At 72.5% G+C, this 12,554-nt stretch carries 8 protein-coding genes and 1 riboswitch; of the genes, 2 read left to right on the top strand and 6 right to left on the bottom strand.

Features of this window, described 5'->3' with window-relative positions; all coding sequences use genetic code 11:
• Positions 1 to 36 precede the first annotated feature (36 nt).
• Positions 37 to 3,156: a bifunctional acetate--CoA ligase family protein/GNAT family N-acetyltransferase gene (locus OG392_RS27360; RefSeq protein ID WP_329283804.1), complete on the bottom strand. Its 3,120-nt coding sequence runs from the start codon at positions 3,154 to 3,156 to the stop codon at positions 37 to 39.
• A 243-nt stretch (positions 3,157 to 3,399) separates the two neighbouring features.
• Between OG392_RS27360 and OG392_RS27355 the strand changes: the two genes are divergently transcribed.
• Positions 3,400 to 3,681, top strand: a complete 282-nt coding sequence (locus OG392_RS27355; protein WP_015036698.1) for an HPr family phosphocarrier protein — start codon at positions 3,400 to 3,402, stop codon at positions 3,679 to 3,681.
• Positions 3,682 to 3,826: 145 nt separating this feature from the next.
• Here OG392_RS27355 and OG392_RS27350 read toward each other — a convergent pair whose 3' ends face one another.
• The 4 genes from OG392_RS27350 to OG392_RS27335 form a co-directional block, all read right to left on the bottom strand.
• Positions 3,827 to 4,510, bottom strand: coding sequence for a GntR family transcriptional regulator (locus OG392_RS27350; RefSeq protein WP_329283803.1), 684 nt, complete (start codon positions 4,508 to 4,510; stop codon positions 3,827 to 3,829).
• A gap of 212 nt (positions 4,511 to 4,722) precedes the next feature.
• Positions 4,723 to 5,493 carry a M23 family metallopeptidase gene (locus tag OG392_RS27345; RefSeq protein ID WP_329283802.1) on the bottom strand — a complete coding sequence of 257 codons (771 nt, stop codon included), beginning with the start codon at positions 5,491 to 5,493 and terminating at the stop codon, positions 4,723 to 4,725.
• A 12-nt stretch (positions 5,494 to 5,505) separates the two neighbouring features.
• Positions 5,506 to 5,671: riboswitch (cyclic di-AMP (ydaO/yuaA leader) on the bottom strand.
• 200 nt (positions 5,672 to 5,871) lie between these two features.
• Positions 5,872 to 7,239, bottom strand: a complete 1,368-nt coding sequence (locus OG392_RS27340) for a M16 family metallopeptidase (protein ID WP_329287485.1) — start codon at positions 7,237 to 7,239, stop codon at positions 5,872 to 5,874.
• A 26-nt stretch (positions 7,240 to 7,265) separates the two neighbouring features.
• Positions 7,266 to 8,624, bottom strand: coding sequence for a M16 family metallopeptidase (locus OG392_RS27335; protein ID WP_329283801.1), 1,359 nt, complete (start codon positions 8,622 to 8,624; stop codon positions 7,266 to 7,268).
• Positions 8,625 to 8,805: 181 nt separating this feature from the next.
• Here OG392_RS27335 and OG392_RS27330 point away from each other — a divergent pair, with 181 nt between their 5' ends.
• Entirely contained in the window at positions 8,806 to 11,265 is a 2,460-nt protein-coding gene (locus tag OG392_RS27330) for a DNA gyrase/topoisomerase IV subunit A (RefSeq protein WP_329283800.1), read from the top strand.
• 133 nt (positions 11,266 to 11,398) lie between these two features.
• On the opposite strand, the gene OG392_RS27325 is transcribed toward OG392_RS27330, so the two are convergent.
• Positions 11,399 to 12,484 (bottom strand): CobW family GTP-binding protein, encoded by a 1,086-nt coding sequence (locus OG392_RS27325; RefSeq protein WP_329283799.1) that lies wholly within the window; start codon positions 12,482 to 12,484, stop codon positions 11,399 to 11,401.
• Positions 12,485 to 12,554: the final 70 nt, after the last annotated feature.

Genomic DNA, 12,554 nt, shown 5'->3' with positions numbered 1-12,554 from the left:
TCCATCCTACGGGGCTGTGGGGCCCCCTCAGGCCCTTCAGTAGCTCGGCAGGCTGCGCGGGCCGAGGTCGGTGCGGGGCGGCGGCGGGGCCAGCCGGACGGTGGCGCCGAGGACGGACAGGCCGCGCGGTGCCACGACCACCGGCTCCAGGGAGACGGCCACCACCTCGGGGTGGTCGTCGACCAGGCGGGACACCCGGAGCAGGACCTCTTCGAGGGCCGGGGTGTCCACGGGGGCGGAGCCGCGCCAGCCGAACAGCAGCGGGGCGGTGCGGAGGGAACGGACCAGGTCGGCGACGTCCCGGTCGGTGGCCGGCACCAGCCGGTGGGCCGTGTCTCCGAGCAGCTCGGACGCGGCGCCCGCGAGGCCGAAGGAGAGGACGGCGCCGACGGCGGGGTCGATGGCGGAGCGGACGACGGTGTCGACCCCCCGGGGCACCATCGCCTGGACGACCGGCTGGAGCTCCTCGGGCTTGCCGAGGGCCGCGGTCAGCTCGGAGTAGGCCGTACGGAGCTGTTCCTCGGACGCGAGATCGAGCCGTACGCCCCCGAGGTCGGGGCGGTGGCGGAGGTGGGGCGCGGTCGTCTTGAGGGCGACCGGGTAGCCGAGCCGGCCGGCGGCCTCGACGGCGGCGTCGGGGGTGGGCGCGGGCTGCGTGGGCAGGGCGGCGATGCCGTACCGGGCGAGCAGCTCCCCCGCCTGCGCGGTGTCGAGTGTCACACCGCGCGGGTCGGCGTCGCCGGCGCCGAGGACCCGCTCGATCAGCGCGGCGGCCCCCGCCTCGTCGATGTCGTCGTACTCGGGCACCCGGCCGGGGTCGGCGGCCTGCCGCCGCCACTGCCCGTACCGCACGGCCTCGGCCAGCGCCCGCACGGCCCGTTCGGCGGCGGGGTAGGAGGGGATGGTGGCGGGCGGGACGGCGACGGGCGCGGCGGCCGGGTCACCGTCGGCGGCCTCGACGCCGGACGCGGAGGCCTGGTGCTCGTCGGCGGGGACCGCCCCGGGGCCGGTCGCGAAGGCCTGTGCCGCCGCGGCCGGGGTCGTCCCCTGGTCGCCCGGAGCGGACACGATGCCGCCGCCCGTTCCCGGGCCGGACGGTCCGGGACCCGCGGTCCGGGCCTCTGGCCGGAGGCCGAGGGGTCCGGACCCTGGCCGGCCACTGGGCGCGGCCGGGGGCCGGGTCGGCCCGGCCACCGGGCCGGCGGGGAGTCCGGCTGCCGGCCGGGATCCCGGAGCGGCGGCGGCCCCGCCCCGTCCCGGTGCCGCCGGGCGCGTGCTCGTGGCGACCGCGAGGGCCTCCGCGAGGCCGCCCATCTCGACGTGGACGACGACGACGGGCTTCGTGGGGGCCTGGGCGGAGGCGACGGCCTCGCGGAGAGAGGCCGCGAGGACCTCTCCGTCGCCGAACTCGGTGGCGCCGTTCTCGCCGACCCACGGGATCGCGTTCACGACGACCGCGTCGGAGGTCTCGTCCGCGAGCGCCGCCACGAGGGCGTCCCGGAAGTCCGCCGGTTCCGCCGCCGTGGTGAGGTCGAGCGGCCGCAGCGGGCGCAGCCCCTCCGTCAGGCAGGCGTCGTACGTGAGGAGGCCGAGGGACTCGGAGTTGCCGAGGATCGCGACCCGGGGCCCGGCGGGCAGCGGCTGCGCGGCGAGCAGCAGTCCGGCGTCCACCAGCTCGGTGACCGTGTCGACGCGGATGACGCCGGCCTGGCGGAGCAGCGCGGAGACCGTGGCGTGCGGGATGCGGGTGACGGGCACACGGTGTCCGGGCGGCGCGCTGCCGCTGTGCCGTGCGCCCTTGACGACGACGACCGGCTTGACGGCGGCGGTGCGGCGCGCGAGCCGGGTGAACTTCCGGGGGTTGCCGATCGACTCCAGGTAGAGCAGGACGACGTCGGTGCCGGGATCGTCGTACCAGTGCTGGAGGAAGTCGTTGCCGGAGACGTCGGCGCGGTTGCCGGCCGAGATGAAGGAGGAGAGCCCGGCGCCCCTCCGGTGCAGTCCGGCGAGGAGGGCGATGCCGATGGCGCCGGACTGGGTGAAGAGCCCGATCCGCCCGGCGGCGGGCATCTGCGGGGCGAGGGAGGCGTTGAGCCGGACGTCGGCGGCCGTGTTGATGATCCCGAAGGCGTTGGGCCCGATGATCCGCATGCCGTACGAGCGGGCCTGGCGGACCAGCTGGCGCTGCCGCTCGCGCCCGTCGGCGCCGCTCTCGGCGTATCCGGCGGAGAGCACGACCAGTCCCTGGACGCCGTGCTCGCCGCAGTCGGCGACGACCTCAGGCACCCGTTCGGCGGGGACGGCGACGATCGCGAGGTCGACGGGCTCGCCGATGGCGGCGACGGAGGGGTGGGCGGGGACGCCGTCGAACGTGACGGACCCGTCGTTCTCGGCGAGCGCCGCGTTGACCGCGTACACGCGTCCGGTGAACCCGGCCCCGAGGAGGTTGCGCAGGACGGTGCGGCCGACTCCGCCCGGCGCGCGTCCGGCGCCGACGACGGCGACGGACCGGGGGGTGAGGAGGCGCTGTACGGAGCGGGCCTCGGCCCGCTGCTCCCGCGCGCGCTGCACGGCGAGGGAGCGGTCGGTGGGTTCGAGGTCGAGGTGGAGCCGGACGGATCCGTCCTCGAAGCTGCGCTTCTGGGTGTAGCCGGCGTCCGTGAACACCTTGATCATCTTGTTGTTGGCGGGGAGCACCTCGGCGGCGAAGCGGCGGATGTCCCGCTCGCGCGCGACGGCCGCGATGTGTTCGAGCAGGGCGGAGGCGACACCGCGTCCCTGGTGGGCGTCCTGGACGAGGAAGGCGACCTCGGCCTCGTCGGCCGGGGCGGAGGCGGGCAGGCCCCGGTCGTCGATCCGGTCGTAGCGCACGGTGGCGATGAACTCGCCGCCCACGGTCGCCGCGAGGCCGACCCGGTCCACGAAGTCGTGGTGGGTGAAGCGGTGCACGTCCTTGGCGGACAGCCGAGGGTAGGGGGCGAAGAAGCGGTAGTACTTCGACTCGTCCGATACCTGCTCGTAGAAGCTGACGAGGCGGTCGGCGTCGTCGGCCGTGATGGGCCGGATGCGCGCGGTGCCGCCGTCGCGGAGCACCACGTCCGCTTCCCAGTGGTCGGGGTAGTCGTGCTCCGGCAGCTGGTCCGACGCGCTCTGCATGGGGTCAGCCTACGGCCGCGGCGCGGTGGTGGCACGGGTCGCGCCGGGGCGACGGCACGGGCCGCGACACGGGGGCGACACCGCTCGCGCGGCGGGGGTCCGCCGTGCAAGGTAGGGAGCACGCCGGGCACGGCGAGGGAGGGCCGAACGGCGGTCCGATCCGGGCCGAAGGTCGGCGCGAGCACGTGGCAGCACGTGAGAGACTGGTCTAGACAACCCGCTTGAGACTTGAAGGGCAACACCATGGCTGAGCGCCGCGTCAACGTCGGCTGGGCCGAGGGCCTGCACGCCCGCCCCGCGTCCATCTTCGTCCGTGCCGCCACGGCTTCCGGCGTTCCGGTGACGATCGCCAAGTCCGACGGCACCCCGGTGAACGCCGCCTCCATGCTCGCGGTGCTCGGCCTGGGCGCGCAGGGCGGCGAGGAGATCGTCCTCGCTTCGGAGGCCGACGGCGCCGAGGCCGCTCTGGACCGTCTGGCGAAGCTCGTCGCCGAGGGCCTGGACGAGCTTCCCGAGACCGTCTGACCCGGGGTCGACACCCCTCAGCACACCGAAAGGCCGTGCCCGCCGGAATTCCGGAGGTCACGGCCTTTCGCTTTTCCGGCACCCTCTTTCAGGGCAGCACGAAGCGGCGGCATCGAATTCCTATTCCATGTATACGATGCGTGCGTTAATTCCGGGAACTCGCCGTGTTGACTGCGTGTTGCGAAACCCTCACACGGGAACGGTCCGGCCTCTTGAGGCGGTGCAGCGACTGCGAGCGCTCTGCGTGCTGCGCGGTCAGCGCCCGCGCCCGCTCGGCGTCACCGCGCGCCACGGCGTCCACGATCGCGCCGTGCTCGGCCCAGGCGTCCACCGGCCGCTCGGGCTGGTCGACCGCGTACATCCAGGCGATCTTGTGCCGCAGCTGGGTCAGCAGCGCCGTCAGGGCCGGACTCCCGGAAGCCTGCGCGAGCGTCTCGTGGAACCAGCCGCCGAGTGATCGCAGGTCCTCGCCCTGCCCGCGCCTGGCCCGCTCCTGCCCCAGCCTGACCAGGCCGCGCAGCACCTTGAGATGGGCCTCCGTGCGCCGCTGGGCGGCGCGGGCAGCCCCCAGCGGTTCGAGCAGCGCCCGCATGTCCAGCAGATCGGCGGCCTCCTGCTCGGTGGGCTCGGCGACATGCGCCCCGGCGTGGCGGCGGGAGACGACGAAGCCCTCGGACTCCAGGGTGCGCAGGGCCTCGCGGACCGGGACGCGGGAGACCCCGTACCGGCGGGCCAGCTGGTCCTCGGTCAGCCGACTGCCCCGCTCGTAGACGCCGGAGACGATGTCGTCCCGGATCGCCGTGCATACCGAGTGCGCGGGAATGCGCATGTCCGACCTCCGCCTTGGTCCGCGCGAGTCAATTCCGACGGCGCCTGTTCTGCGCCCGATCTGCGACTCTATTGCAGCGCGCCGGAATTTCCGATGCCCCGACGGAATATCGGTGTGCAGCGACAGACGAAAAGCCCCGGCTCTGTACGAGCCGGGGCTTTTGCGAGGGAGGGGCGGGACGACCGCCGGCCCCGCGCGAGGGGCGTCCTGGATCAGACGTTGACGCCGCGGGCGCGGAGGTACGCGACCGGGTTGATGTCGGAGCCGTACTCGGCGGTCGTCCGGGCCTCGAAGTGGAGGTGCGGGCCGGTCGAGTTGCCGGTCGAGCCCGAGATGCCGATCCGCTCACCCGGCTCGACGCTCTGGCCGACGTAGACCCCGATGGAGGAGAGGTGACCGTACTGGGTGTACGTGCCGTCGTTCATCCGGATGACGATGTTGTTGCCGTACGCGCCGCCCCAGCCGGCCTCGACGACGGTGCCCGAGCCGACGGAGACGACGCTGCTGCCGTAGGCGGCGTGGAAGTCGATGCCGGAGTGACTGCCGGAGGACCAGAGCGAGCCGCCGGTCTTGTAACCGGTGGACACGTACGAGCCCTCGACGGGCAGCTGGAAGGAGGCCAGACGACGGCGCTCGGCCTCACGGGCCGCGCGCTGCTCGGCCTCGCGGATCTCCTTGGCGCGGGCCTCGGCCTTGCGCTTCGCCTCGGCCTTGGCCTTCGCCTTGGCGGCGACCTCGAAGGCCTCCTGCTCCTGGGCGGCGGCCTGGGCGGCGATCCGCTCGGCGAGGTCGTCCTCGGTGATCACCTTGGTGATACCGGTGTCCTCGGGAGAGCGGTGGTCCGTGTCGGCGGCGAGCGCCGGGGAAGCGAGGGTTCCGATGACGCCGGTGGTGGCGAGCGTCGCCGCGCCGGCGAAGCCCACGCCGCGGCGCGCCATCCGGCTCGGAGCACGATGCTTCCCGGTGGCACGGGTGAACGCCATGTAGGGGCTGATCCTTTCCTTCCCTCTCGCCTACCGGGTTAGCTGACGGGTTCGGAGCAGGAAGGTCTCCTACGAGCCCCTCCGTACGAGACGAAGGCGCCCGATTCACCCCAGGGACTACGTGTGGGTCCCCGGCTCCCCAGGCTCGCGCCTGACGGGGACTCGGCGATGTCTGTCCGATGCCGCGGGTGCGGCACGTGCAACTGACGAACAGACGGCCTGACGCTATGCGGATCGTCTTTCAATCACCAACCGGACACGCATTTTGTAAGACATGCCACAGGGCATACAACCATCCTTAATCTCAATACGGACAAACAGGAGGACCCCGACGAACCATGTCGTCGGGGTCCTCCGTCGCCGTGCCGGCGGCCTGAATCAGCCGGTCACGACGGTCACTTCACCGATCCCGAGCGCGCGCACCGGCTCCGCGATCTGCGCCGCGTCGCCGACGAGCACGGTGACGAGCCGGTCCACGGGGAAGGCGCTGACCACGGCCGCGGTCGCCTCGACCGTGCCGGTCTCGGCCAGCCGGGCGTACAACTGGGCCTGGTAGTCGTCCGGGAGGTGCTGCTCGACCTGGTCGGAGAGCGTCCCGGCGACGGAGGCGGCGGTCTCGTACTTGAGCGGCGCGACGCCCACCAGGTTCTGCACGGCCGTCTCCCGCTCGGCGTCGGTGAGACCCTCCGCGGCCAGCGTCCGCAGCACCTTCCACAGGTCGTCAAGAGCCGGACCGGTGTTGGGCGTGTCGATGGAACCGCTGATGGCGAGCATCGAGGCGCCGTTCCCCCGGCCGTCCGAGCGGAGCACCTGCCCGAAGGCACGCACGCCGTACGTGTAGCCCTTCTCCTCGCGCAGGACCCGGTCGAGCCGCGAGGTGAGGGTGCCGCCGAGGCAGTACGTGCCCAGGACCTGGGCCGGCCAGACGCTGTCGTGGCGGTCGGGTCCGACCCGGCCGATCAGCAACTGGGTCTGGACGGCCCCGGGACGGTCCACGATGACGACCCTTCCGGTGTCGTCGGCGGTGATCGGCGGCATCGGGAGCGCCTCGGCCGGCTCACCGGTCCAGGCGCCCAGGGTCTCGGCGAGGACCTTGTCCAGGTCGACGCCCGTGAGGTCGCCGACGACCACGGCGGTGGCCGTGGCGGGCCGGACGTACGCCTCGTAGAAGGCGCGGACCGCGGCGGCGTCGATCGCCTCGACGGTCTCCTCGGTGCCCTGGCGCGGCCGGGACATCCGGGCCTCGGCCGGGAACAGCTCCTTGGAGAGCTGCTTGGCGGCGCGGCGGCCCGGGTTGGCCGTCTCGTGCGGGATCTCGTCGAGGCGGTTGCGCACCAGGCGCTCGACCTCGGTCTCGAGGAACGCCGGCGCGATCAGGGCCTCGGAGACCAGACCGAGCGCCTTGGGCAGCCGGGAGACGGGAACCTCCAGGGAGACCCGCACGCCCGGGTGGTCGGCGTGCGCGTCGAGCGTGGCGCCGCAGCGCTCCAGCTCGGCCGCGAACTCCTCGGCGCTCTGCTGGTCCGTGCCCTCGAAGAGCGCGCGGGCCATGATGGTGGCGACGCCGTCGAGCCCGGCGGGCTCGGCGTCCAGCGGGGCCGGCAGGAAGATCTCCACGGCCACGACCTGCTGGCCGGGGCGGTGACTGGTGAGGACCGTCAGGCCGTTGTCCAGGGCGCCGCGGTCCGGGGCCGGGAAGGCCCAGGGGCGGGCGACGCCGGGCGTCGGCTGCGGGTGGAAGTCCATGCTCGTCAAAGACGCGGCGGCGTCGGTCACTGGTCCGCTCCCTCTTCCTCGTCGTCGCCGTCGGCGGTGTCGCTCTGTTCGGTCGCCAGGGGCTCGTAGACCAGCACCGCGCGGTTGTCGGGGCGCAGGGTGGCCGCGGCCACGGCCCGCACCTCGTCGGCGGTGACCGCGAGGACGCGGTCGACGGCGGTCAGCGCGAGCTGCGGGTCGCCGAACAGGACGGCGAACCGGCACAGTTCGTCGGCGCGGCCCGCGACGGTGCCGAGCCGGTCCAGCCACTCGCGCTCCAACTGGGCCTGCGCGCGCTCCATCTCCTCGGGCGTGGGGCCCTCGGCGGCGAACCGGGCGAGCTCCTCGTCGACGGCCGCCTCGATCTGCGGGACCTCGACGCCTCCGGAGGTCTTGACGTCGAGCCAGCCGAGCGAGGGCGCGCCGGCCAGCCGCAGCATGCCGAAGCCCGCGGCTACGGCCGTACGGTCACGGCGGACCAGACGGTTGTGCAGCCGGGAGGACTCGCCGCCGCCGAGGACCGTCAGGGCCAGGTCGGCGGCGTCGCACGCGCGCGTGCCGTCGTGCGGCAGCCGGTAGGCGGCCATCAGCGCGCGGGCCGGGACCTCCTCCTCGACGACCTCGCGCAGCTGCTCGCCGATGACCTCGGGAAGGCCGCCGGAGCGCGGCGCGGGCTTGCCGTCGTGGCCCGGGATGGAGCCGAAGTACTTCTCGACCCAGGCGAGGGTCTCCTCCGGGTCGATGTCGCCGACGACCGAGAGCACGGCGTTGTTCGGGGCGTAGTACGTGCGGAAGAAGTTCCGCGCGTCCTCCAGCGTGGCCGCGTCCAGGTCGGCCATCGACCCGATCGGCGTGTGGTGGTACGGGTGCCCCTCCGGGTAGGCGAGGGCGGTCAGCTTCTCGAAGGCCGTGCCGTACGGCACGTTGTCGTAGCGCTGGCGGCGCTCGTTCTTGACGACGTCCCGCTGGTTCTCCATGGACTCGTCGTCCAGGGCGGCGAGCAGCGAGCCCATGCGATCGGCCTCCAGCCAGAGCGCGAGCTCCAGCTGATGCGTGGGCATGGTCTCGAAATAGTTGGTGCGCTCGAAGCTCGTCGTGCCGTTGAGCGAGCCGCCCGCGCCCTGCACCAGCTCGAAGTGCCCGTTCCCGTGGACCTGCTTCGAGCCCTGGAACATCAGGTGCTCGAAGAGGTGGGCGAGGCCCGTGCGGCCCGGGACCTCGTGCCGCGAGCCGACGTCGTACCAGAGGCAGACCGCGGCGACCGGGGTCAGGTGGTCCTCCGAGAGCACCACACGCAGGCCGTTCGCCAACCGGTGCTCGGTCGCTGTCAGGCCGCCGGAGCCGGCCTCGGCCGTGGCCGTGTGACCCATGGGCATGTACGTCCCTTCGATCGCGATGTGAAAAAGTCCTGCCACTGTATGCAAGCGCGCCGACACCTGGCGAAGTTCCCGCCCCCCGGAGATGTCCCTCTTCCGGGTCGCGGTCGGCGTTGTCGGTGGCACGGTCCACAATGGTCCGCGTCAGATCAACCTTGTTGGTGAAGGAGCCGCAGCCGCGATGGCCCGCCGCAGCACGAAGACACCGCCGCCGGACGACGCGTTCGAGGAGCGAATCCTCGACATCGACGTTGTCGACGAGATGCAGGGCTCCTTCCTCGAGTACGCGTACTCGGTGATCTATTCGCGTGCCCTCCCGGACGCCCGTGACGGCATGAAGCCCGTCCAACGACGCATCGTCTTCCAGATGAACGAGATGGGGCTCCGGCCCGACCGGGGCTTCGTCAAGTGCGCCCGCGTCGTCGGCGAGGTGATGGGCAAGCTCCACCCGCACGGCGACGCGTCGATCTACGACGCCATGGTCCGCATGGCACAGCCCTTCTCCATGCGTGTCCCGCTGGTCGACGGCCACGGCAACTTCGGTTCCCTGGGCAACGACGACCCGCCGGCCGCCATGCGGTACACCGAGTCGCGGATGGCCCCGGCCGCCCTGCTCATGACCGAGTCCATCGACGAGGACACGGTCGACTTCTCGCCGAACTACGACGGCCAGGAGCGGGAGCCGGTGGCACTGCCCGCCGCCTACCCGAACCTCCTGGTCAACGGCGCGTCGGGCATCGCGGTCGGCATGGCGACCAACATGCCCCCGCACAACCTCGGCGAGGTCGTCGCGGCCGCCCGTCACCTGATCCGTCACCCGGGCGCCGACCTGGAGACGCTGATGCGTTTCGTGCCCGGCCCCGACCTGCCGACCGGCGGCCGGATCGTCGGCCTCTCCGGCATCAAGGACGCGTACGAGTCGGGCCGCGGATCGTTCAAGATCCGCGCCACGACGAGCGTGGAGACGGTGACGGCGCGCCGCAAGGGCATCGTCGTGACCGAGCTGCCGTTCACGGTCGGCCCCGAGAAGGTCATCTCCAAGATCAAGGACCTGGTCGGTTCCAAGAAGCTCCAGGGCATCGCGGACGTCAAGGACCTGACCGACCGCAACCACGGCCTGCGCCTGGTCATCGAGATCAAGAACGGCTTCGTGCCCGAGGCCGTCCTGGAGCAGCTCTACAAGCTGACGCCGATGGAGGAGTCCTTCGGCATCAACAACGTGGCGCTGGTGGACGGCCAGCCGCTGACGCTCGGCCTCAAGGAGCTCCTGGAGGTCTACCTCGACCACCGCTTCGAGGTCGTCCGCCGCCGTTCCGAGTTCCGCCGCACCAAGAAGCGCGACCGGCTCCACCTGGTCGAGGGCCTGCTCGTCGCCCTGCTCGACATCGACGAGGTCATCCGGCTGATCCGGGAGAGCGAGAACTCGGCGCAGGCCAAGGAGCGCCTGATCGAGCGCTTCTCGCTCAGCGAGATCCAGACGCAGTACATCCTGGACACCCCGCTGCGCCGCCTCACCAAGTTCGACCGCATCGAGCTGGAGACCGAGCAGGACCGGCTCAACGGCGAGATCGACGAGCTGACCGGGATCCTCGACTCCGACGCGGAACTGCGCAAGCTGGTCTCGGCGGAACTGGCGGCGGTCGCGAAGAAGTTCGCGACCGACCGGCGTACGGTCCTGCTCGAGTCGGCGGGCGCGCCCGTCGCGGCCGTCTCCCTGGAGGTCGCGGACGACCCGTGCCGCGTGCTGCTCTCCTCGACCGGGCTCCTCGCCCGCACGGCGACGGCGGAGCTGCCCCCGGTCGACCCGGACGCCACCCGCGTCAAGCACGACGTGATCCTGTCGTCGGTGGCCGCCACCCAGCGCGGTGACATCGGCGCGGTGACCTCGGCCGGCCGGCTGCTCCGGATCGCGGTGATCGACCTGCCGCAGCTCCCGGACACCGCGTCCGCACCGAACCTGGCGGGCGGGGCGCCGCTCTCCGAGTTCCTGTCCCTGGAGGCGGACGAGACCGTGGTCTGCCTGACCACCCTCGACGAGGCCTCGCCGGGGCTCGCCCTGGGCACGCTCCAGGGCGTGGTGAAGCGCGTGGTCCCGGACTATCCGGCGAACAAGGACGAGCTGGAGGTCATCACCCTCAAGGAGGGCGACCGGATCGTCGGCGCGACCGAGCTGCGGACGGGCGAGGAGGACCTGGTCTTCATCACCTCCGACGCCCAGCTCCTGCGCTACCCGGCCGCGCAGGTACGGCCCCAGGGCCGGCCGGCCGGCGGTATGGCGGGCGTCAAACTGGCGGACGGCGCCGATGTGATCTCGTTCACGGCGGTCGACCCGGCGGCGGACGCCGTGGTCTTCACCGTCGCGGGATCCACGGGAACGCTCGACTCCTCGGCGGCCACGTCGGCGAAGCTGACGCCCTTCGACCAGTACCCGCGCAAGGGCCGCGCGACCGGCGGCGTCCGCTGCCAGCGCTTCCTGAAGGGCGAGGACGTCCTGATCCTGGCCTGGGCGGGCACCACCCCGGCCCGCGCCGCGCAGAAGACCGGCACCCCGGTGGAACTCCCGGAGATCGATCCCCGCCGCGACGGCTCGGGAACCCCGCTCGCCCACCCGGTGGACGTGCTGGCGAGCCCGGCGGTCTGACCGGAGCCGCACCGGAGGCGTCCTGGGCGACCAGGACGCCTCCGGGGTCGCTGGTGGCCCCGGGGTCGCTGGTGCCCCGGTGACTCTGGTGACTCTGGTGGCGAGGGATCGGCCTGGGGCGTGCGGAGGGGTCCTAGGAGGACGCCTCCGGCTCGTCCTCCGTGCGCTGCACGTACCGCAGGACACCCCACATGCTCGTCTCGTCGGGGATGTCCCCCGGCCCGTTCCGCTCGCACGCCGCGAGCTCCTTGCGCAGACCGGCCGCGTCCACGCCGGAGCCGATCAGGACGAGCTGGGTGAGCCGTTCCTCACCCTCGGGCCACCGCTCGGGGTAGAAGCGCAGGAAACGGCCGACCGCGTGCACGGCGTAACGGTTGTCCGGATCGGCGGCGCCGAAGTCCACGAAGCCCTTGATCCGGTAGAGACCCTCGGGCCGCGCGTCCAGAAAGGCCATCAGACGGCGCGGGTGGAGCGGATCCGCTGCGGTCAGGGAGACGGTCTCGTACGCGGTGTGGGTGTGGGCCCGCGCGTCCCCGCCCCCGTGCGCGCCTCCGTCGTCCCCGTCCCCGTCCCCGTAAAGGATGTCCTCGATGGACATCTGTCCCTCGATCTCCCCCTCGGGCACGACCCGGTCGAAGAGCAGCTCCGGGTCGATCCGCCCGTGCGTCGCCTCGACGACCACGGCCTTCCCGGCGAGACCCCGCACCGCCTCGTGGACGTCGAGCAGCTCGGCGGCGGAGACCCGGTCGGCCTTGTTCACGACCACGAGGTCGGCGATCGGCAGGTGCCGGTCGGTATCGGGGTGCCGCTCCCGCGTGGCGGAGAACTCCGCCGCGTCGACGACCTGGACGAGCCCGCCGTACACGATCCGCTCGTTCTCGCTGGCGAGGACCATCCGGACCAGTTCCTGCGGCTCGGCGAGGCCGCTCGCCTCGATCACGATCACGTCCAGGCGCGACTCGGGGCGGGTGAGGACCTCCAGGTACTCGTCGAGTTCGCTCGCGTCGACGGCGCAGCACAGACAGCCGTTGCCGAGGGAGACGGTGGAGCCGACCTGGCCGGCGATCCTCATCGCGTCGATGCCGATGTCGCCGAAGTCGTTGACCATGACGCCGATGCGGGTGCCCCGGGAACCGCGCAGCAGATGATTGAGGAGTGTGGTCTTCCCGGCCCCGAGAAACCCGGCCAGGACGACGACGGGGATCTGCTGCGTGGTCAAGGGACGTGCCTCCGGTTCCTTCGGACCCACGGTCGTGGGAAACCCCCAGGATAGGCATCCGGGCCGTCGA

This window comes from Streptomyces sp. NBC_00691 (genome assembly GCF_036226665.1).
GTDB lineage: Bacteria > Actinomycetota > Actinomycetes > Streptomycetales > Streptomycetaceae > Streptomyces.
This window is presented reverse-complemented; position numbering and strand designations above follow the sequence as displayed.

What these genes read in the sequence shown, in the direction of transcription:
- OG392_RS27345 (WP_329283802.1), bottom strand. Translation starts at nt 5,493, where the DNA reads ATGGCGTTCACCCGTGCCACCGGGAAGCATCGTGCTCCGAGCCGGATG.
- OG392_RS27360 (WP_329283804.1), bottom strand. Translation starts at nt 3,156, where the DNA reads ATGCAGAGCGCGTCGGACCAGCTGCCGGAGCACGACTACCCCGACCAC.
- OG392_RS27340 (WP_329287485.1), bottom strand. Translation starts at nt 7,239, where the DNA reads ATGGACTTCCACCCGCAGCCGACGCCCGGCGTCGCCCGCCCCTGGGCC.
- OG392_RS27335 (WP_329283801.1), bottom strand. Translation starts at nt 8,624, where the DNA reads ATGCCCATGGGTCACACGGCCACGGCCGAGGCCGGCTCCGGCGGCCTG.
- OG392_RS27355 (WP_015036698.1), top strand. Translation starts at nt 3,400, where the DNA reads ATGGCTGAGCGCCGCGTCAACGTCGGCTGGGCCGAGGGCCTGCACGCC.
- OG392_RS27330 (WP_329283800.1), top strand. Translation starts at nt 8,806, where the DNA reads ATGGCCCGCCGCAGCACGAAGACACCGCCGCCGGACGACGCGTTCGAG.
- OG392_RS27350 (WP_329283803.1), bottom strand. Translation starts at nt 4,510, where the DNA reads ATGCGCATTCCCGCGCACTCGGTATGCACGGCGATCCGGGACGACATC.